Genomic DNA, 20,704 nt, shown 5'->3' with positions numbered 1-20,704 from the left:
TCTCGGTGCTGCCGCACAATTCGCCCCGGCCGACGTCACCGACAGCGAACAATTCGCCGAAGCACTCGACGCGGCGCACGAGCGCGGCGGCCTCCGCGGCGTCGTCCACTGCGCGGGCGCCGGGCGTCGTATGCGCATTCTCGACAAGGACGGAAAAGCCGGATCGGTCGAAGATTTCGAGTTCGTCGTCAAGCTGAATCTTGTCGGTTCGTTCAACGCACTCCGTCTCGGCGCCGAGCGGATGGCGGAACTCGACACCGTGGACGGTGAGCGAGGTGCCATCGTCATGACGGCGTCGGTCGCAGCATTCGAAGGTCAGATCGGTCAGATCAACTACACAGCGTCCAAAGCCGGCATCGTCGGTATGACGGTCACCGCTGCCCGCGATCTCGCCAGCCGCGGAATCCGCGTCAACACCATTGCTCCCGGCATCATGGACACTCCCCTGCTGGCGCGCCTACGCGAAGACGTGCGCACGGCCCTCGAAGCCTCTGTTCCCAATCCCTCACGACTGGGTCGTCCGGACGAGTTCGGCCAGCTCGCCGTCTCGATGCTCGAGAACGGCTACCTCAACGGCGAGACCATCAGACTCGACGGCGCTATCCGAATGGCTCCCCGGTGACGGGCACCAGCGTGATCGCCAATCCACAACTGCGGCACAACATGCAATACCCGGATACCACCATGGCGTACTGGGCGCCCAGCATGGCGGCGCTCTACGGTGACCGCCTCGCCGTCGTGGACGGCGAGCGTACGTGCACCTTCCGCGAACTCGGCCAGCGCAGTGCGCAATTCGCCGGCGCACTGCGGCAAGCCGGGGTGGGCGTCGGCGACGTGGTGTTGATGCACCTCGGGAACTGCGTCGAGTTCCTCCAGGCTTACTACGGATGCCTACAGGCCGGGGCGACAGTCACATTGGTCAACCCACTGCAGCCAGAGCTCGGCCTGCGCAAGCAGATCGAGGAGACGTCCGCCGTTGCTGCAGTGACTCAGAGTTCGCAGCTGCACGTACTGCTCGCGGCCGCTTCAGGAACCTCCGTGCGTACGATCGTGATGGTCCAGGACACCGAGGGCGCGCTCGACACACCGGAGTCGGTCGTCGCGTTCGACTCCTTCATCGCCGATCTACCCACCGAATTCACCCCTGCCTCGGTTCGTAGCGACGACATCGCACACATCGCGTTCACCGGCGGAACCACCGGAGTCTCCAAAGGTGTTCGTGTTCTTCACCGCAACGTCGTCGGCAACATCACGCAGATGTGTGGGTGGAGAACCGGTCACGAGTTGGAAGCAGGTCCTGACGGTCTCGTCACGCCTCGACGCATCGACGGCCTCGACGTTCTCGGTCCGACGCCCGGGACCGGGGCGACCATCGTTGTCTCCCCTCTCTTCCACGCACATTCGTTGCTCAACACGTCGTTCCTGTTGATTTCCGGTCTCACCCAGGTGTTTGCCGGTCGGTTCGAACCCGGCCGGATGCTCGAGCTGATCGAAAAGCACGAGGCCACCTATCTCACCGGGTCTCCCGCCATGTGGCACGCACTGTCGGTTCATCCCGACGCTACGGTGCGCAACACCGACAGCGTGTGCGTCGTGTCTTCGGGTGCCGCCCCGATCGACAGTGTCACGCTCGCCGCACTCCGCCGGGCATTTCCCAAAGCGCTCGTCGTCGAAGGGTACGGGCTGACCGAGGCCACCTGTGTGGTCACGGCCGCTCCGCTGATCAACGGCTCGGAATATCGGCAGAGCAGCGTCGGCCTCCCGATCTTCGACACCGAAATCCAGATTCGCGATCAGCTCGACCGGAAGACCGTTCTGGGCGAGAACGAACGCGGCGAACTCTGGGTGCATGGACCTCAGGTCACCGACGGCTATCTCGGACACCCGGAAACCACCGCAGAACAGTTCGTCGACGGCTGGTTGGATACGGGAGACATCGCGTACCTGGACTCGGACGGATACCTCTTCATCTGTGACCGGGCCAAGGACATGCTCATCTACAAGGGATACAACGTCTATCCGCGTGAACTGGAAGAGATTCTGGTCTCGCACCCGGCGATCTCGACTGCCGCGGTCGTCGGCCGCGAAGTGGGGAGCAACGGCCAGGAACCCGTAGCCTTCGTCGTGATGATTCCGGGCGCCGAGTTCGACGCCGAGCAGATCAAGGCGTTTGTCGCCGAGCAGGTGCTGCCGTACAAGAAGATTCGCGAAGTCGTCGAGGTAGAACTCCTTCCGACATCGGCTGCCGGTAAGGTCCTCAAGACCGACCTCCGCTCGAGACTTCTCGAATCCGTCGATCAGAAAGGCGGTTCCAGGTGACGACCTTCGCAGACCTGACGTCGCAACTGCGTGTCCCGGTTCTCGCTTCACCGATGTTCATCATCTCGACTCCTGACCTCGTCATCGCGCAGTGCACCTCTGGCATCATCGGGTCCTTCCCGGCACTGAATGCTCGTCCGCAGTCGGCACTTCGGGATTGGCTCAAACTGATCACCGTGGCTCGTGAGGAACATGATCGTGAGCACCCGGAGAATCCGTCGGCGCCATTTGCCGTCAACCTCATCGTCCACCGGTCCAACAACCGCCTGGAAGAGGATCTGGCGACCATCGCCGAGTTCGAGGTTCCGATCGTCATCACGTCCCTCGGCGCTCGCACCGACATCAACGACGCAGTCCACGCATACGGCGGAATCGTTCTCCATGACGTCATCGACAATCGCTTTGCACGCAAGGCGATCGAGAAGGGCGCCGACGGACTGATCGCGGTAGCTGCCGGGGCCGGTGGTCATGCCGGTAGGCAGTCGCCGTTTGCCCTGATTCGGGAGATTCGTGAGTGGTTCGCCGGTCCACTGCTGTTGTCAGGTGCCATCGCTCATGGTGATTCGATTCTCGCTGCGCTCGCGGCCGGGGCCGATTTGGCATACGTCGGATCAGCTTTCATCGCAACCGAAGAGGCTAACGCGGATCCTGCGTACAAGGAGATGATCGTGGGTTCAGGGGCCTCCGACATCGTCTATTCCAACCTGTTCACCGGAGTACACGGAAACTACCTGCGGGGCAGCATCGTTGCCGCCGGCTTGGACCCCGACAACCTGGCCGAATCCGATCCATCCGCAATGAGTTTCGCGACCAACGACACCGATACCAAGGCGTGGCGAGACATCTGGGGCGCCGGACAGGGCATCGGAGCGATCGATGCAGTCCTTCCGACGCATGCAGTAGTAGAACGTCTCGCCGCCGAGTACTCTGCCGCGCGAGAACGTATCTGCCGACTCTAGTGCTGTGACCGGCGTTCGTCGGACAGGTACTCGTGGATCAGGTTCACGAATACCTGTCCCACCGGCGACAACGTCGAGGGGTCGAAGGCGAGACCGTACGCACGCAGAAATCTCGGCTCGCAGGCCCGTTCCACCACCTGACCAGGCATCGATTTCGCCACCGAGCGCTCGACCAACGAACCGCCGAGTCCGGCGATGACCATCGGGAGCCGCGACTCCCGTTGCTCGGTCACCACCGCGAGTTCCGTTCTGGTACCGGCCTTTCGGATCGAGTCTTCGATCGCGTCACCCATCGCTGCCCCGCGAGGAACGAATACCATGGGAATGTCCGGCATTTCCGAAAGGCGTACCGGCCCCTCGGGTAGTTCCGTTCCCGCCGGGTAGACCAGGCGGTATTCCTGCTCCCCCAATTCGACGATTTCGAGCCCTTCGCCCGCCTCGAGCGGCAGATGAGCCACCGCGAATTCGCAGTGGCCGTCCCGGATGAGACTTTCCAGATTGTCCTCACGCTCGAGTTCCGAGAATCTGACTCGTGCTTGCGGATACCGTCGACAGAACTCCGCAATCAGATCGACGATCGTCCCCGAGGTCAGTGCAGGGAAAGCCATGATGTCGAGGCGACCGACGATGGCGCCATCGGATGCCGTCAACTGTTCAGCCGCCGCAGCTACGTCTCGCAAAACCTGTCGACTCGGGCCGACCAGACTGCGACCGGCAGCACTGAGCACCATGCCGCGCCCGATGCGATGGAACAGCCTCACTCCCAGTTCACGTTCGAGCCCGCGCAACGCTTGTGACACGGTCGGCTGAGCAACGCCGAGAGCCGCTGCGGCGCCGTTGATCCCCTTGTTCTCGACCACTGCGAGGAAGTACTCCATCTGCCGGAACTCCACAGTTCACTCCTCTTCCGTGGACGGAACGGCGGAGGTGGCCATTTCCGCAGCCGTCGCGATGAATGCAGCGGCCGCCGGGGATTGCTCGCCCGAGCGATAGACGATACCGACGTCGCGTGTCAGCGGCGGATCGAAGGAGAAGGCGCAGACGTCTGTCATCTGCTGTTGTGCAACCCTTCTCGGCACTACAGTGGCGCCGATTCCGCGGCGAACCAGTTCCCACGTGGTCACAGGGTGGACACAGTCCACGACTACGTTCTCGGCGCCTTCGCTCAGTAGACCCCGGAACTGATTCGATTGATCACCGAGTTCGACCACAAGCGGCAAACTGTGCAAGAGCGCTCGCGGAACCGGATCCGCCAACGGCGTTGCAAGTCGGCCGGACAACGACGCATGGGTGGCGAGCACCAACTCCTGAGTGGCAATCGGAGCCGTGACCAAACCTTCGTACCCGATACTCAGATCGGTGACGCCGACCTCGGCCGACCCTCGCCGCAACGCATTGTCGACCCCGGCCGGGCCGTACGTGTCGAGAACACGCACGACGATCTTCGGGAAGTTGGCCCGGAATCGCCGGACCAACTCGACCATCGGATCGATCGAGAACGCCGAGTACGAGACGACGTCGACACGACCGAACTCGAGTTCGCGAACGGCGGTCACTTTCGCCTTCGCGCGCTCGACGTCGGCAAGGATTCTCCTGGCCGCGAGATCGAACGTGCGGCCCGCGTCGGTAAGAACCAACCGCCTGCCCGTCCGGTCGAACAGCGTGGCGCCGAGTCGACGCTCGAGCGTACGAATTGCCTGTGACAGCGAGGGCTGCGAAATGTAGAGAGCCTGAGCGGCCTTCGTTATCCCACCGTGGTCGACAACAGCGACGAAGTAGGTGACGAAGTGCAGATCCACTCATCCATCATACGACCAGCGATCCGTCGCTCACTCCACCCGAGTTGCCCCTGGTACGGCCCACTCTCCGGTGAAGATCGGCTCCCGCTTTTCCACGAAGGCACGAACCGCGTCGGTGGCATCCGTCGCAAAATTGACCGCTTGCGCCCTCGCCTCGTTGTCCAAGGCCTCCCGCAACGAGAGGGAGGTGTGACGTTCGAGCATGGCGGCAGACTGACTCAGTGCGGCCGGCGGGCCGGCGGCGAGCCGCTGCGCCAGTGTTGACGTGTGTTCGTCCAGCTCGGCCGGTTCGACCAGATAAGTCACCAACCCGAGCTCGTAGGCTTCCTGTGCGTCGATCGTCTCGGCAAGCATCACCAGTCGCTTGGCTTGTTGGAGGCCGACCAGTCTCGGCAGGATCCACGAACCACCGAAGTCGACAGACAACCCCCGTTTGGCAAAGATCTGGCTGAACTTCGCACCCTTGGCCGCCACGACGAAGTCGCAGAGCAACGCCATGTTCCATCCGGCTCCGACGGCAAACCCGTCGACCTTCGCCACCAGAGGTTTGGGAAACTCACTCAGTGCGATTGCCGTTGCGTTGATGACACGCATGCGATCGAGCGGGTGCGACGAGCCACGCTTGTCCAGATCGGAGCCCGCGCAGAAGGTCCCATCCGCGCCGGTCAGGATCACCGAGCGAATCTGCGCGTCCTCTTGAAGTTCGAGGACTGCTTCACGTAGAGCGATCCAGGCGTCGAGATCGAGAGCGTTGCGGCGGTGCGGCCGACAGAGAACAATCGTCGCGACAGCACCGTCTCGTTCGATGCTTACGGCCGCACGCTCGATCGTCTCGGCACTCATGAACCACTCCACACGGGAGAGCGCTTCTCGGCAAATGCCGTGGCGCCCTCCTTGGCATCACGAGAGGTGAAGACCGGATCGATGAATTCGCGTTGCGCGACAAAGGCATCCGGATCGGTGTACTTGGCGGACATTGCCAGTACCTGCTTGGTCGCGCGAACAGCCAGTGGACCGTTAGCCGCTACTCGGGCCGCAAGCTCGCGTGCGACGGTCAGCGCGTGTCCCGGTTCGGCGAGCCGATTGACCAAGCCGTGATGATGCGCCACGGTGGCACTGAGTGGATCCCCCGTGATCGCGATTTCCATGGCCAACTGATACGGAAGAATTTTCGGCAGACGTAGGAGTCCGCCGGCGGCCGCGGCAAGTCCCCGCTTCACTTCGGGCAGGCCGAATTTCGCGTCCGTGGACGCCACGATCAAGTCGGCCGCCAAGGCCAGTTCGCAACCGCCGGCGAGTGCCCAACCTTCGACGGCTGCGATCAGCGGCTTCGACGGCGGTGCCTCGGTCAGACCGGCAAAACCACGACCCGGTAGCGATGGCCGCTCTCCGCGCGCAAATCCCTTCAGATCCATACCGGCGCAGAAGGTTCCACCAGATCCGGTCAGAATGCCGATGGTGAGATCGGCCCGTTCCTCGAACTCGTCGATGGCCGCAGCCAAGGCTTCGGCAAGTTCGAGATTGACCGCGTTCTTGGCCTCGGGACGATTGAGGGTGATGACGGCAACGCCGTCGGCGAAGTCGGTGAGCAAGACGCTCATGTTCGGTTCCTACTTCCGTGATGAGATTCTTGAAAGGTCACTGCGCGCGAATGCTCCAGCGCACGGGTGTGCCGCCGGACGGTGTCACGATCTCCCGCTTGGCCAAAACAACAAGATGAGCATGGGTTTCGCGGACTGCCAAGCGAAGTAGTCGCGGCGACATCTGTTCGAACGGGCGAGACCAGGAGATCGTGCGTGAGAGTTCCCAGGCCGTGGATTCAGGCTCATCCTGCACCGCAGCCACGATCTCCGCCAATCGCTCCTCGTGGTGCCCCATCAATTGACGTGCACGATCGGCGATCCCACGGAATCGATATTCATGTGCCGGAAGCACTTCGCACTCGCCCAGTGTTGTCGTCGCCTCGAGCGAGAGAAGATAACGATGAAGTGGGTTCTCGAGTTCACCGGGAATCGTGGAGATGTTCGGGCTGATCCTCGGCAGCATGTGATCGCCGCTGAACAACAAGCCTCTGTCCTCTTCCACGAAACAGAGATGTCCGGGAGTGTGCCCCGGCGTCCATTGGGCGCGGAGATTCCAACCGGGTAGGTCGAGTGAATCCCCTTCTCCCAGAATAATGTCGATGGTTTCGTGCTCGGCGAACCGCACCAGGTCGACCCGAGACGCGTCGAGCACTTCGGCCGGTGCGCCGAGTTCGGACAACTGCAGGTTCCAGCCACTGATGTCGTCGCGGGTCTGTTCGGGCCCGTGGTACCCGAGGAGCGTCGCGTCGGCCACGTGCATCGCAAGCGTTGCGCCGCTGACCTGCCGAAGACGCGGCGCCAGGCCGAAGTGATCGGGATGCAGGTGCGTGATTGCCGCATAGCGCACTTCGGAAACGTGGTATCCGATCGATGCTATGCCGTCGACGAGAGCCTGCCAGGACTGTTCGTGATCCCAACCGACGTCGATGAGGGCAAGTCCGTCGTCGAGCGCGAGTGCGTAGACGAGTACGTAGCGCAAAGGGTTGTCCGGCATGGGAACAGGGATCGACCACAATCCGTCCCGCACCTGTTCGACCGGTGGAAGGACTTTGTTCGCCCATGCCTCACGTTGTGCGACACCGACGTCTTCGGTCACGATCATGATGCTTCTCCGCTCGCGTTCAGCATGGTCCGCAGGCTCGACTTGAGCAGTTTTCCGCTCGCGTTGCGAGGTAGGGAGTCCACGAAATGGATCTGGCGAGGTTTCTTGTACGACGCCAACTTCGCTGTGCTGAAAGCGATCAACTCGTCGACGCTCGGCACGTCGGCACCGTCGACCAGTTTGACCACTGCGGTCACGGATTCACCCCAGCGCTTGTCGGGAACCCCGACCACCGCGACCTCGGCGACCGAGGGGTGCTCGGCCAGAATGGATTCCACCTCGATCGGATAGACGTTCTCTCCGCCGGTGATGATCATGTCCTTGAGTCGATCGGTGACGAACAGATACCCCTCGTCGTCCAGATGGCCGGCGTCCCCCGTTCGGAGGAAACCGTCGTGGGTGAACAATTCGGCGGTCTCACGGTCACGTCGCCAGTATCCGCGAGTGTTGTTTCTACTGCGCGCGACGATCTCACCGGAACTATTGGGCGGCAATTCCTCACCAGTGGTGACGTCTCGAATCGAGATCTCGACGCCGATCATCGGCTTGCCCGCAGAGCGAAGCAACTCCGAACGCGGCCCGCTCACATGATGGTCGTAAGCACGAAGGACGGATACCGAACCCGTCGTCTCGGTCATCCCGTATCGCTGAACGAATTTGCAGTTCAAGACAGTCATCGCGTGGGCGAGGAGCGCCGGAGTGATCGGTGACGCCCCATAGGCGCCCACCTCCAGGCTGGTCAGATCGAAACTGTCGAGAGTCGGCAGATCTACCAGCGTCTGAATGACTGCAGGCACCAGAAATGCGTGGGTGACGCGGTGGGTCGCGATGGCATCAGCGACCCGAGCAGGCGCCATGTCTCCGAGCAGCACCAAAGGCACTCCGGCCGACAAGCATGTACTCATCCAGCCGGCACCGGCGATGTGAAAGAGGGGAAGTGCATCGAGTGCGACTGCATTCGAACCGAATTCGTAGACATCGAACCCCTCGGGCTCGTTGTACAGATTCCGGTGCGTGGCCACGACGCCCTTGGGCCGGCCGGTTGTCCCGGACGTGTACAGCTGCAGAACTGCTGCGTCCGGATCGTGCCCGTGTCCGGGGTCGACACCGGTCCCTGATGCCACGAACTCCGCCCAGGTTCGCGAATCCGGCAGGACCCCTGCAGCTCCCACGGTTATGACCTCGATGTCCGGCAACGCTGCGGACATCGCCGCCGCCCCCGCGGCGAACTCGTCATCGACGATCAAGACGTCGAGCTCCGCGTCCTCGGCGATGTCGACGAGTTCGAGTGGGTTGAGCCGCCAGTTCAACGGTATGAACACAGCGCCTGCCTTCGCACATGCGATGAAGGTTTCCGCACCTTCGAGCCCCATACGCAGTAGCGCACCGACACGAGCACCCGTTGTGGTCACTTCTGCCAGCGCACTCGCCAAGGTGCTGGTCTCGCCATCCAGCTCAGCCCAAGTCAGCGTTCGGTCGCCGCACGTGATTGCCGGATCGGACGGCCGTGTCGACGCCGAGTGGCGTATCCGGTTGGGTAGGTGAAGCTCGCTCACATCACGCTCCTGTGTTCCAGGTACTCACCGAGCACGAACCGCGGTCGGTGGTACTGGAACAGTCGACCATCGCTATGGCCTGCGCCACAAAGACGAGAAGGCGCACAGAGCCATAGCTCAGACCTATGTCCGCAGGTCGCAGCAAGTCACCGCCGCCAAGGCTCCGTCATCTGGGAGAATTCGTCAGATGCAGGCACCCGGCATGGACATACGCAGCGCGCAGTATCTCGTCGCGGTCGTCGATCACGGCAGCGTCACTGCCGCCGCGGACGTCCTGCGTATCTCGCAACCGTCCCTCTCGCAGGCCGTGCGCAACCTCGAACGAGCTCTCGGAGCCACACTCTTCGAGCGCACCACTCGCGGTCTGGCTCCCACCACGGTCGGACTGGCAGTTGCCGATTCTGCCCGTACGTTGCTCGCCGACGTTGCTCGGGCCGAGGCCGCGGTGGCTGCGGTAACCGCTTTGCGCGCCGGGGAACTCGCCATAGCAGTTCAGTCCGATCTCGCCATCGACCCTGTTGCAGAGGTCGCCGGACGCCTCCATCTGACGGCACCCGGAATTCGGTTCTCCACGAACGCCTCCGCCAACGCACAGGACGTGCGCGCGCTCGTCAGAGCAGGTACGTGTGAACTCGGGTTTCTCGAGACCCACCCGGGTACCGAAGTCTCCGACGGGCTTCGAGAAATTGCCGTGAGCACCCAGGAAACGGTCTTGTCGATCCCCATTCGCCTGGCCACAGACCTCCCCGATCCGGTTCCGCGCACCGTGGTCGCGCGCCTGCCAATGGTGGTCGAGGCATCCGCAGTTCGGCGCGGGCACTCGATCGACGACGATCTGGAACTCACCGACGTCGTCGTGGAAGTGCCAGATCGCCTTGCTGTCCGGGAAATGGTCGGGCAAGGTGTAGGCGCCGCGCTGCTGCCCAGATCGATCGCCGAACAAGACTCACCGGCATCTGAGGTTCGCTCGCTTTTCCCACCGATCACCCGGCAGACGATCTTGGTCTACCGCGACGGCCCGCTCTCACCGGCCGGGTCTGCGTACATCGAGAACATCTCCCCACGTCACAAGCCCTCCACGAACAGCCTGCCCAACGGCGAGAGCGTCTCCGGATCGAACTCGACGCCGTAATTCAGTGAGATCGGCGGCTCCACCGGAAATATCTCCGCGCCGGACGCGACCGATCTCTCGGCCAACGAACGCTCCATGAATGCCATGCCCAAACCAGCAAAGACGAACGCGCCGACGGTCTCCCGCTGCGCCAACTCCGTCGACATCCGAGTCCGGGCCCCGGCGGCCTGCAGAGACGACTCGATGGCAAGGCGAGCCCGCGAGTGTTTTAGCACACCCACCACGGGGAGATCGGGCAATGCCGTCAATGACACCGGCTCTCCCGCAGCGGGTTTCACACCATTCGGCCAGACGTCGGGATGAACCCCCGACGGCACTGCCAGCCAGTACTCGTTCACCCCCAACACTTTCGTGGACAGCGCCGACATGTCGGGTGGCCAGTAACTGAAGACCACCTCGCACGCGCCGTCTGCCAACACCTGCTCAGACGTTGCACCCTGCGGCAACTCACCGACCCGAACGGTCACAGCAGGCCACCGCTCACGAAAGTCCGCCACGATGCGTGCGATCGGACCTTCGAGACCATGTGCCGCGGAGCAGATGTCGAGCCGGCCACGAGGCTCGTCGGCCGTACCGATCGCGACGTCGAACGCGGCCGCGCTGCTGCGAGTCATCTGCCTCGCCGGCCCTACCAACGCCCGACCTGCTGCCGTCAGCACCAAACCGCGACCGACACGGTGAAACAGTTCGACTCCGAGTTCGCGCTCGAGGCCACGAATACCCTGCGACAGCGACGGCTTGGTGACCGACAGATTCTGCGCAGCCGTCGACAAGGACTCACCACCGGCAACGGCAAGGAAGTACTCGATCTGACGTAGGTCCACTCCATCGACTTTGCCATAAACGCAGACAGGTATACCGGTACCAAGCACTGCAGGGTGTTCACACACGCTTCATTAATCGGACATTCAGGACACACCTTCTTCTACCCGGCGCCACCTACCGTAATTGGTCCAGACCAATTACGGATAGGTCTGAACCACCGCGTCGAAGACAAGGAATCCTCGTGAGACGTACGACCATCGCGATAGCAGCCGTGACCGCGGCTCTCGCCGTTCCCGGCATCGCCCCCGCCGAATCCCACGCCGAACCCGGCTGGGGCAGTTCGTCCTTCGAATGGGGCAGCTCTTCGGGCGAGAACAACACGCCGCCCGCAGCGCCCGGCGTCAGCGTCCCCGGCGGACGGTACGAGCACCCCGTCGACCTGACCTTCACCGCCGAGCGCGGCGCCACCGTCCGCTACACCCTGGACGGAACGACACCCACCACCGACAGCCAAGCTGCCACGCCGGGACGTCCGCTGCACATCGCACAGGACACCAACGTCACTGTCGCAGCTTTCCGAGGCGATCACGCGAGCGCGGCCGTCTCGTTCGGCTACCTGATCAAGACCTCGGAAAAGCCGCTGGCTCAGGTCGTCGTGATGTCCGACGTCCACGTCGGCGATCACGCGAACAACGACAAGAAGTACGAAAGCTTCTTCGACACAATCGGTTCCATCTTCCCGAAACCCGACGCTATCCTCTCCAACGGGGACATGATCAACGACAACGGAGACGGCAAGGGGCCCGACCACAAGATCGTCGCAGAAATCTTCCAGGCAAACCTCGCCCGGAAGGGCATGAACGACACACAACTCCTGATCTCCAACGGCAATCACGATGCAAGTCTCGCGGCGATCAGAGCCGGATATCCGGCGGAGTGGTTCCCGGATTCCGGTGGCGGATACTACGAATCCGACGTCAATGGTGTCCATCTCTTCACGGTCAACACCGAAACCTACAACAATGATTCAGCGCAACGCAATTGGCTGAAGTCCCGCCTGACCGAAATCACCGCGGAGTCCGGGAACCTGACCAAGCCGATCCTGGTCCAGGGACACCGGCCGGCAAGCAACACAGCCATGGACGGGCAGCAGGCGTCGAACCCTCGATTGACCGAAGACCTGAGTGCCTTCCCTCAGGCAATCTTCTTCTCCGGGCACTCACATCTGAACAACAACGACGACCGGTCGATCCATCAGCGTGACTTCACGTCGGTCAACGACGGCTCGATGTCGTACATCGAAATCGATCACGGCTACCAGATGGTGACCGAGTCCGGTCTCGCGAACCGTTTCGAATCACCCACTGCCCAAGCGCTCTTCGTCGAGGTCTACCAGGACCGCACGGAAATCAACCGAATCAACATGGCGGCAGACAAGCACGACATCTACGCCGGTGGCGCGTGGTCAGCCAACTGGCAGCCGCCGTACTCGAGCGCGGGCACGCTGAGCGGTTCGGGGTGGACGGTCGAACTCGACGGGTCGACCAACCAGCAGATCAAGGACAACTTCCGCTACACCTCGGGCGCACGGAACACGCACGCGCCGGAGTTCACCTCGAGCACTCCGCTCTCGGTGACGACCGGCGAAAACGGTGCGACCGCACTGAGGATCGCGCAGGCCAAGGACGATCAGATGGTGCACCACTACGCCGTCGAGGTCACGGACACAGCCACCGGAGCGAAGGTGGTCTCGTCGAAGGTGCTCTCGGACTTCTACTTCATGCCGCGGCCGAACAGCCTCGACATTCCGATTCCCGATGCCGCAGCGGGCACCGCATACGAAGCCCGCGTCGAAGCCGTTGACGCATACGGCAACCGGTCACCGGTGACAACCCTGGCCTTCACCCGCTGACCCGACACGACAAAGCGGCACCGCGCATATTCGCGGTGCCGCTTCTCGGCTCAGTTGTACGTGCGAAGCAGGCCCTTGCTGATGATCTGCTTCTGGATGTCGCTGGTGCCTTCACCGATCAGAAGGAACGGCGCCTCACGCATCAACCGCTCGATCTCGTATTCCTTGGAATAGCCGTATCCGCCGTGGATACGGAAGCTGTCCTGGGTGACCTCCGAGCAGAATTCACTCGCCAGATACTTCGCCATACCCGCTGCGACATCGTTGCGCTCACCCGAGTCCTTGAGCCTGGCAGCGTTGACCATCATCAGATGCGCCGCTTCGACTTTGGTGCCCATCTCGGCGATCCGGAACGCGATGGCCTGATGCTCGGCGATCGGCTTGCCGAAAGTCTCGCGTTGCTTGGCGTAGGTGACAGCCAGTTCGAAAGCGCGCTGGGCAATTCCGCAGGCACGCGCGGCGACGTTGACCCGGCCGACCTCGACGCCGTCCATCATGTGCCGGAATCCCGAGCCAGGGGTGCCACCGAGAACCTCCTCGGCTCCGATCTCGAAACCGTCGAAGATCATCTCCGTGGTGTCGATTCCCTTGTACCCCATCTTCTCGAGCTTGCCCGGAATGGTCAGGCCCGGGAGTACCTCGCCGAAACCTGCGGGCTTCTCGATCAATATCGTCGTCAGATTGTTGTGCGGCTTCTCCGCGCCCTCGTCCGTCTTGACCAGGACTGCCACCAAGGTCGAGGAACCTCCGTTGGTCAGCCACATCTTCTGGCCGGTGATCACGTAATCGCCGGAGTCCGTCCGCTTCGCCTTGGTCGATATGGCAGCAACATCGGAACCGAGAGCAGGCTCCGACATGGAAAATGCACCGGTGAGTTCCCCGGACGCCAGACGCGGCAGGTACTTCGCCTTCTGTTCCGGCGTCCCGTGCGCCGAAATCATGTGAGCCACGATGAAATGCGTGTTGATGACACCGGACACGCTCATCCATCCACGGGCCAATTCTTCGACGCACAGCGCGTAGGTGAGCAATGATTCGCCGATACCCCCGTACTCGGGGTCGATGGTCAGTCCGAACAGACCCATGTCCTTCATCTGCTTGACGATGTCGGTCGGGTACGTATCCGAGTGTTCGAGTTCCTGCGCCGCGGGGATGACCACACGATCGACGAACTCGCGTACCGCCCCGACGATATCGGTCTGGGTTTCGGTCAATCCCGCCGTCTGCGCCAAACGAGTCACTGTTCCACCTGTCAGTCGGTACTTCGTGCCCTCCCGGTCGACGAAATTGATTCGACTCCAGGAACTTTCATCCCACCGCGACGTGTGTGCGGCAGAGACGCTGCATCCATTCAATCCCCGAACGGTATATGTGTCAAAGTCGATTTCGCATACGAACCGTATGGCGGAAACTATGTCCGAACAGGTCGTTCCTGCTGTTGACAACCGCGCCACGTGTGCTGGATATTCGAGAGGCCAGGTCGCGGTGGGCCCTTCGATCGGCCCGTTCACGCGACGCATTCCCCACTCTCCTCGAGACAGGCGCATTCCATGCACGACGCAGTCATCTGTGAACCCGTTCGCACCCCGGTGGGCGGATTCGGCGGAGTCTTCAAGGACGTTCCCGTCACCACACTCGCCGGCACTGTTGTGCGTGGCCTCGTCGAACGAACCGGCATTGCGTCCACCGATGTCGACGACGTCATCTTCGGTCAGGGGTACGCCAACGGAGAGGCCGCGGCCATCGGACGAATCGCGGCACTCGACGCCGGTCTGGACGTGTCCGTTCCCGGAATACAACTCGATCGCCGTTGCGGTTCGGGATTGCAGGCGATCATCTACGCCGCGATGCAGGTACAGACCGGGATGAGTGATCTGGTCATCGCCGGCGGCGCCGAAAGCATGAGCGGAACCGAGTTCTACTCCACCGACATGCGTTGGGGCACAAAGCGCCCTTCCGTCGAGTTCCACGACCGATTGGCCAAACCGCGCACGAACTCCGGCGGAGTCAACTTTCCGGTGGAAGGCGGCATGATCGAGACCGCCGAGAACTTGCGCCGGGAGTACTCGATCACCCGCGACGAGCAGGACCGATACGCGGTGCGATCGCACGAACGGGCCGTTCACGCCCAGGACAGCGGGTATTTCGACGACGAGACCATTCCCGTTTCGGTGCCCGGACGCCGTGGTGAGCAGACAGTCGTCACCCAAGACGAGCATCCGCGCCGAGGGATACAACTGTCCGATCTTGCTGCACTGCGCCCCATTCGAGGTCGCGTCGACCCCGAAGCAACAGTCACCGCCGGAAACGCCTGCGGCCAGAACGACGCCGGAGCCGCGGCCATCGTCACCACTGCGGCCAACGCCGAACGGCTGGGCCTGCGGCCGTTCGCGAAACTGGTCAGCTGGGGTGTGGCCGGTGTGGAGCCGAACCGGATGGGCATCGGACCGGTGCCTGCCGTGGCGAAGGCTCTCTCCCGTGTCGATCTGTCGCTGGACGACATCGACCTCATCGAAGTCAACGAGGCCTTCGCCGCACAGGTTCTCGCGTGCGCCAAAGCCTGGGGATTGAGCGCGCGGGACATCGAAGAACGCTTCAACGTCAACGGTTCCGGAATCTCGCTCGGACATCCTGTCGGCGCTACCGGTGGGCGGATCCTCGCCAATCTGCTGCGCGAACTCGACCGGCGCCAGGCACGGTACGGGATCGAGACCATGTGTATCGGTGGCGGACAAGGGATTGCCGCGGTGTTCGAGAACCTGCGACGCTAGAAGCGTTAACCGATCGATCCGTCGCGGCGAAGTTCCGCGATCCGGTCGCCCGTAAGTCCCAACTCGGCCAGCAGAGAATCCGTCTGCTGGCCGAGTGCCGGAACGTCACCCATGCGCATTTCGACATCCGAATACGTCATCGGAGGCAGCACGGCATCGATCGGACCGTTCTCGGTGCCCACGGACCGCCACCTGGCACGCTTCTCCAGCTGCGGATGTTCCAGCAGACCGGCCATGTCGTTGAGTGCCGCGGCCGGAACACCAGCGGCGGCCAGACGCTGATCCAGATCTGTCGTCGAGTACAGACGCGTCAGAGAGCCCACCAATTCGTCCACCTCGCCACGGTTTTCGACGCGCACGATGTTGGTGCGGTAACGCGGATGATCGACCAGATCCTCTCGCTCGAACACGTCCACCATCAGCGCTCGCCATCCACGATCGTTCTGGACGCCGATCAGGATTTCGCCGTCGGCCGTGGGATACGAATCGTAGGGAACGATCGCGGCATGGCCGAGTCCGACACGTGGAATCTGCCTGTCCGCATACATTTTCATGTACATCGGATGGCCCAGCCACTCGACGGTGGAATCGAACATCGAGACCTCGACGAGCGCTCCCTTGCCCGTTCGCTCTCTACGGAACAGGGCGCTCAGAATCGAAGTCAGCGCGTACATTCCTGCCGCGATGTCGGAGACCGGGATGCCGGTCTTGGTGGCCGTCTCCGGTGTGCCTGTCACGGAGATCATTCCGGTCTCGGCTTGGACCAACATGTCGTAGGCCTTGCGCTCGCGCCGCGGGCCGGCACTGCCGTAGCCGGACATGTCGATCACGATGAGCCGTGGGTATTTATCGCGCAGTTCCTCCGCGCCGAACCCCAGTCTCGCGGCTGCGTCGGGAGCCAGGTTCTGCAGGAACACATCGGCTCGCGCGACCAGATCGAGAAGGATCTGCCGGCCGGCTTCCGACTTCACATCGACGGCGATCGATTCCTTGGAACGGTTGAGCCACACGAAGTGTGATGCCTGACCGTGAACCGCCTGGTCGTAGTGACGCGCGAAGTCACCCTCGCCGACGCGTTCTATCTTGATCACCCGCGCACCCATGTCCGCGAGATGTCTGGTGGCGAGCGGTGCCGCCACCGCCTGTTCGAGTGCAACTACGGTGATTCCGTCGAGCGGAAGATCCGAGTTCGGCTGTCCCATGTCAGTAGTCACCCCAGAAGTTTTACACCCAGAATTCTCACACTCTGAATTCTTGCACTCGAACAGGACGGATCAGATGTGGCGGCCGCCGGTGATCTCGAGAACCGTGCCGGTCATGTAGCTCGAGAGGTCGCTCGCGAGGAACAGCACAACCGAGGCAACTTCCGAAGGCTCGGCTGCGCGCCCCATCGGAATCTCGGCAAGCTTCTCGTTCCAGATCCGTTCGGGCATCGCCTCGGTCATCGCCGTGCGGACCAGTCCGGGCTGAACGGCGTTGACGCGAACGTTCTTGAACGCGACCTCTTTTGCCGCGGCCTTCGTCAGACCGACGATCCCGGCCTTCGCGGCCGAGTAGTTGGTCTGCCCGAGCATGCCCACCTTGCCGGAGATCGACGAGATGTTCACGATCGCGCCCGTCTCACGCTCGCGCATGCGGGCGGCGGCAGCGCGTGTTCCGTTCCAGGCGCCCTTGAGGTGAACGGCGATCACGTCGTCGAAGTCCTGCTCGGTCATCTTCCGCATCGTGGCGTCGCGCGTCATGCCGGCGTTGTTGACCATGACATCGACTGGACCGAAAGCGCTTTCGGCCAGATCGAGCATGGCCTCGACCTGTCCGGAGTCACGCACGTCGCAGGAAGCGAAACGGGCGACCGACTCTCCACCGAGTTCGGCGACCGCAGCCGTTCCCACGGTTTCGTTGATGTCGCCGAGAACGACGGTCGCGCCTTCCTTGATGAAGGTGCGCGCAATTTCGAGCCCGATGCCCTGGGCTCCGCCGGTCACTACCGCAACCTTGCCGTCCAACAATCCCATGTCCACTCCGTTCGTGAGGTTAAAGCTCGTCTGGAAAATGTGTCAGCGCTGGTTTTGCTTTTTCGCTTGCGCCACGAGCCCCCCACCGAGAATCAGACGCTGGATCTCGCTGGTTCCCTCGTACAGGCGCAACAGGCGAACTTCACGGTAGATACGTTCGACCGGAACACCGCGCATGTACCCGTTGCCCCCGTGGATCTGCACGGCGAGATCTGCGACCTTGCCCACCATCTCGGTGCAGAAAAGCTTTGCCGCCGAAGGCCCGAGACGGCGATCCTCACCGCTGACGTACCGCGCGGCCACCTCGCGCACCATCGCACGCCCTGCCATCACACCGGCTTGCTGGTCTGCCAACATCGCTTGAACCAGCTGGAAGTCACCGATCGCGGTGCCGCCCTGTTCCGTGACCACGGAGAACGCGACAGATTCGTCGAGCGCTCGCTGTGCTGCTCCCACCGAAAGCGCCGCGATATGGACTCGTCCGCGCGCGAGAGACGTCATCGCTGCGCGGTATCCGGTGTCCTGGTCGCCACCGACGAGGGCCGACTCGGGAACCCGGACGTTGTCGAAGGTGACCTCGGAGGTCCAAGCACCTTCCTGACCCATCTTCTTGTCCTTGGGACCGACCGTGACACCTGGCGTGTCAGCCGGAACCAGGAACACTGCAATTCCCGGACCATCGGAATCCGCCGGGCGAGTGCGCGCGAACACCACGAACAGCTGCGCCAGTGGAGCATTGGTGATGAACCGCTTGTTGCCGTCGATCACCCAGTCGGATCCGTCCAGCACTGCCTTGGTCCGAAGGCCGGCCGGGTTGGAGCCCGCGCCCGGTTCGGTGAGAGCAAAGGAAGCCACGACATCACCGGAGGCGATGCGCTCGAGCCACTGAGCCTTCTGCTCGTCGGTACCGAAGCCGACCAGCACCTGCCCGGCAATTCCGTTGTTGGTACCGAACATCGAACGCAGCGCCAGAGACGTGTAGCCGAATTCCATTGCCAGTTCGACGTCTTGGGTGAGATCGAGTCCGAGCCCACCCCATTCCTGAGGGATCGCGTAACCGAAGAGCCCGATAGCTGCGGCCTTCTTGCGTATGTCCGCAGGAATGGCGTCGGTGTCGGCTATCTCCTGCTCACGCGGAACTACTTCCTTACGGATGAACTCCCGCGCAGTCGCCAAGATATCTGCGAAGTCATCTGCGTCGACCTGCATTCCCACCACTCACCTTGCTGTTTCCGAAGTCCATGCCGTCCCCCGAAGTCAATACCGTGAGGCAATCGGAGTCAAAGACCTGAAAACGAACCGAAGGTAAGGCAGAACCTATAGCAAGCTTCAGACGGTGCGCAGTTCCCGCTTCAGTAGCTTGCCGCTCTGGTTGCGCGGAAGCTCGGCCACGAAACGGACATGCTTGGGCACCTTGAACGGAGCGATTCGCTCCTTGACGTGGGCAATCAACGCCTCGGGCGTCAACTCGTCGTTGCCGTCCTTGAGCACGACGATCGCGGTGACGGCCTCGATCCACTTCTCGTCGGGCGTACCGATCACGGCAACTTCTGCCACGGCGGGGTGCGTGTAGACCGCATCTTCGACCTCGCGTGACGCCACCAGGATGCCGCCGGTGTTGATGACGTCCTTGATCCGGTCGACGACCGTGATGAAACCTTCTTCGTCCCGCACGACCAGATCGCCCGAATGGAACCAGCCGTCACGGAAGGCCTCGGCGGTGGCTTCCGGATTCTCCCAGTAGCCGTTGCACAGCTGCGGTGAGCGGTAGAGAACCTCGCCGGACTCACCGTCGGCGACATCGTTTCCGTCGGCGTCGACGACGCGGGTTTCGACGAAGAACACCGCGCGACCACAGGAAGACGGGCGATCAGCATGCTCGCTGGGCTGGAGAACTGTTGCCAGTGGGCCGATTTCGGACTGACCGAAGCAGTTGTAGAAACCGATGTCCGGGTAGCGCTCGCGCAGACGATTGAGCACGGTGACCGGCATGATCGAGGCGCCGTACTGCGCCTTCTTCAGCGAAGACAGATCGCGGGTCTCGAGGTCCGGATGGTTGGCCAGCGGTACCCACACGGTCGGCGCCAGGAACAGCGATCCGATCTTTTCGGCTTCGACACGGCGCAGGATTTCCGGGATGTCCGGCGCCTGCATCAGACTGACCGTCGCGCCGACGGACAGGTACGGCAGCATGAAGACGTGCATGCCCGCGGAGTGGTACATCGGCATGCAGATCAGCGGGTTGTCGTTCTTGTCGAGGCCGAGCGCGATCACCGAGGACACGTACTCGTGAACCAGTGCACCGTGAGACATCATGGCGCCCTTGGGCTTCGAGGTGGTGCCCGAGGTGTACAGGAGTTGCGCCAGATCGGTCGACGTCGCACGCGGTTCGAAGACCGGCACCTCGCCTGCCTCACCGATCGTGACGACGGACAGTTCCGCGTCCCGCAGTGCGATCACGTGATCGAGATCGAGGTCGGAGCGTACCGAGTCGAGTGTCGGCGCCAATGCCGGATCCACCAACACCGCGCGGGCGCCTGACTGCGCCACGAGGTACCGGAGTTCCTCCCCCTTCAGTGCGTAATTGACGGGAACATGCACCAAACCTGCTCGTGCACAGGCAAGAAATCCGATTGCATAGGCGTCGGAGTTGGTTCCGTATGCCGCGACGCGGTCGCCTTGTTCGAGCCCCAGACCGAGCAAGTAGGCGGCGACCCGCGTCACCGCGTCGTCGAGTTCGCGGTAGGTGCGAGTGCGATCTTCGAATACGACGGCTACACGGTCGGGGTAC

The 20,704-nt window shown here is 62.5% G+C and carries 18 protein-coding genes; 6 read left to right on the top strand and 12 right to left on the bottom strand.

All coding sequences use genetic code 11. The annotated features are described in order from the left end of the window. The 3 genes from A2J01_RS30305 to A2J01_RS30295 all read left to right on the top strand — a co-directional run. Positions 1 to 622, top strand: a 622-nt coding sequence (locus A2J01_RS30305; RefSeq protein WP_064114214.1) for an SDR family oxidoreductase, incomplete at its 5' end; no start/stop codon positions are given. 41 nt (positions 623 to 663) lie between these two features. Further along, positions 664 to 2,319: a class I adenylate-forming enzyme family protein gene (locus A2J01_RS30300; RefSeq protein WP_167349881.1), complete on the top strand. Its 1,656-nt coding sequence runs from the start codon at positions 664 to 666 to the stop codon at positions 2,317 to 2,319. A gap of 53 nt (positions 2,320 to 2,372) precedes the next feature. After that, positions 2,373 to 3,278: an NAD(P)H-dependent flavin oxidoreductase gene (locus tag A2J01_RS30295; protein WP_202427117.1), complete on the top strand. Its 906-nt coding sequence runs from the start codon at positions 2,373 to 2,375 to the stop codon at positions 3,276 to 3,278. On the opposite strand, the gene A2J01_RS30290 is transcribed toward A2J01_RS30295, so the two are convergent. Genes A2J01_RS30290 through A2J01_RS30265 form a run of 6 tightly spaced genes read right to left on the bottom strand, consistent with a single transcriptional unit; the run spans position 3,275 to position 9,318 of the window. Then, a complete protein-coding gene (locus A2J01_RS30290) occupies positions 3,275 to 4,171 on the bottom strand; it encodes a LysR family transcriptional regulator (protein WP_003939949.1) in 897 nt (298 codons plus the stop codon). The two genes, A2J01_RS30295 and A2J01_RS30290, sit on opposite strands and share 4 nt — an antisense overlap. Positions 4,172 to 4,174: 3 nt before the next feature. Next, positions 4,175 to 5,077 (bottom strand): LysR family transcriptional regulator, encoded by a 903-nt coding sequence (locus A2J01_RS30285; protein WP_064114213.1) that lies wholly within the window; start codon positions 5,075 to 5,077, stop codon positions 4,175 to 4,177. A gap of 30 nt (positions 5,078 to 5,107) precedes the next feature. Next, the gene (locus A2J01_RS30280) at positions 5,108 to 5,920 is read right to left on the bottom strand and encodes an enoyl-CoA hydratase/isomerase family protein (protein WP_030537193.1); all 813 of its coding nucleotides are present in this window, start codon (positions 5,918 to 5,920) and stop codon (positions 5,108 to 5,110) included. Next, a complete protein-coding gene (locus tag A2J01_RS30275) occupies positions 5,917 to 6,678 on the bottom strand; it encodes a crotonase/enoyl-CoA hydratase family protein (RefSeq protein ID WP_064114212.1) in 762 nt (253 codons plus the stop codon). The genes A2J01_RS30280 and A2J01_RS30275 overlap by 4 nt, the downstream gene beginning before the upstream one ends. A gap of 37 nt (positions 6,679 to 6,715) precedes the next feature. Next, complete coding sequence (locus A2J01_RS30270) at positions 6,716 to 7,762, bottom strand: MBL fold metallo-hydrolase (RefSeq protein WP_064114211.1); 1,047 nt, start codon at positions 7,760 to 7,762, stop codon at positions 6,716 to 6,718. Continuing rightward, positions 7,759 to 9,318, bottom strand: a complete 1,560-nt coding sequence (locus tag A2J01_RS30265) for a long-chain-fatty-acid--CoA ligase (protein WP_064114210.1) — start codon at positions 9,316 to 9,318, stop codon at positions 7,759 to 7,761. Before A2J01_RS30265 ends, A2J01_RS30270 begins: the two co-directional genes overlap by 4 nt. Positions 9,319 to 9,520: 202 nt before the next feature. On the opposite strand from A2J01_RS30265, the gene A2J01_RS30260 reads away from it, so the two are divergent. After that, positions 9,521 to 10,450, top strand: coding sequence for a LysR family transcriptional regulator (locus tag A2J01_RS30260; RefSeq protein ID WP_064114215.1), 930 nt, complete (start codon positions 9,521 to 9,523; stop codon positions 10,448 to 10,450). On the opposite strand, the gene A2J01_RS30255 is transcribed toward A2J01_RS30260, so the two are convergent. Beyond that, on the bottom strand, positions 10,384 to 11,274 hold the full coding sequence (locus A2J01_RS30255; protein ID WP_007729523.1) for a LysR family transcriptional regulator: 891 nt from the start codon (positions 11,272 to 11,274) through the stop codon (positions 10,384 to 10,386). The two genes, A2J01_RS30260 and A2J01_RS30255, sit on opposite strands and share 67 nt — an antisense overlap. Positions 11,275 to 11,456: 182 nt before the next feature. On the opposite strand from A2J01_RS30255, the gene A2J01_RS30250 reads away from it, so the two are divergent. Beyond that, positions 11,457 to 13,127 carry a chitobiase/beta-hexosaminidase C-terminal domain-containing protein gene (locus A2J01_RS30250; protein ID WP_042448556.1) on the top strand — a complete coding sequence of 557 codons (1,671 nt, stop codon included), beginning with the start codon at positions 11,457 to 11,459 and terminating at the stop codon, positions 13,125 to 13,127. A gap of 50 nt (positions 13,128 to 13,177) precedes the next feature. Here the strand turns inward: A2J01_RS30250 and A2J01_RS30245 are convergent, their stop codons facing one another. Further along, on the bottom strand, positions 13,178 to 14,368 hold the full coding sequence (locus A2J01_RS30245) for an acyl-CoA dehydrogenase family protein (protein ID WP_007729528.1): 1,191 nt from the start codon (positions 14,366 to 14,368) through the stop codon (positions 13,178 to 13,180). Positions 14,369 to 14,677: 309 nt separating this feature from the next. On the opposite strand from A2J01_RS30245, the gene A2J01_RS30240 reads away from it, so the two are divergent. After that, a complete protein-coding gene (locus A2J01_RS30240; RefSeq protein ID WP_064114209.1) occupies positions 14,678 to 15,898 on the top strand; it encodes an acetyl-CoA C-acetyltransferase in 1,221 nt (406 codons plus the stop codon). A 5-nt stretch (positions 15,899 to 15,903) separates the two neighbouring features. On the opposite strand, the gene A2J01_RS30235 is transcribed toward A2J01_RS30240, so the two are convergent. The 4 genes from A2J01_RS30235 to A2J01_RS30220 form a co-directional block, all read right to left on the bottom strand. Beyond that, positions 15,904 to 17,100, bottom strand: a complete 1,197-nt coding sequence (locus A2J01_RS30235) for a CaiB/BaiF CoA transferase family protein (protein WP_064114208.1) — start codon at positions 17,098 to 17,100, stop codon at positions 15,904 to 15,906. A 72-nt stretch (positions 17,101 to 17,172) separates the two neighbouring features. Beyond that, complete coding sequence (gene fabG, locus A2J01_RS30230) at positions 17,173 to 17,913, bottom strand: 3-oxoacyl-ACP reductase FabG (protein WP_003940214.1); 741 nt, start codon at positions 17,911 to 17,913, stop codon at positions 17,173 to 17,175. A 42-nt stretch (positions 17,914 to 17,955) separates the two neighbouring features. Then, positions 17,956 to 19,122, bottom strand: a complete 1,167-nt coding sequence (locus A2J01_RS30225) for an acyl-CoA dehydrogenase family protein (protein WP_064114207.1) — start codon at positions 19,120 to 19,122, stop codon at positions 17,956 to 17,958. Between the two features lie 120 nt (positions 19,123 to 19,242). Further along, a partial coding sequence (locus tag A2J01_RS30220) for an acyl-CoA synthetase (protein ID WP_064114206.1) occupies positions 19,243 to 20,704 on the bottom strand: 1,462 nt, incomplete at its 5' end.

The organism is Rhodococcus sp. EPR-134 (assembly GCF_001647205.1).
GTDB classification, from domain to species: domain Bacteria; phylum Actinomycetota; class Actinomycetes; order Mycobacteriales; family Mycobacteriaceae; genus Rhodococcus_F; species Rhodococcus_F qingshengii.
Note: the sequence above shows the minus strand (reverse complement) of the source record. Positions and strands in the feature narration are given on the sequence as shown.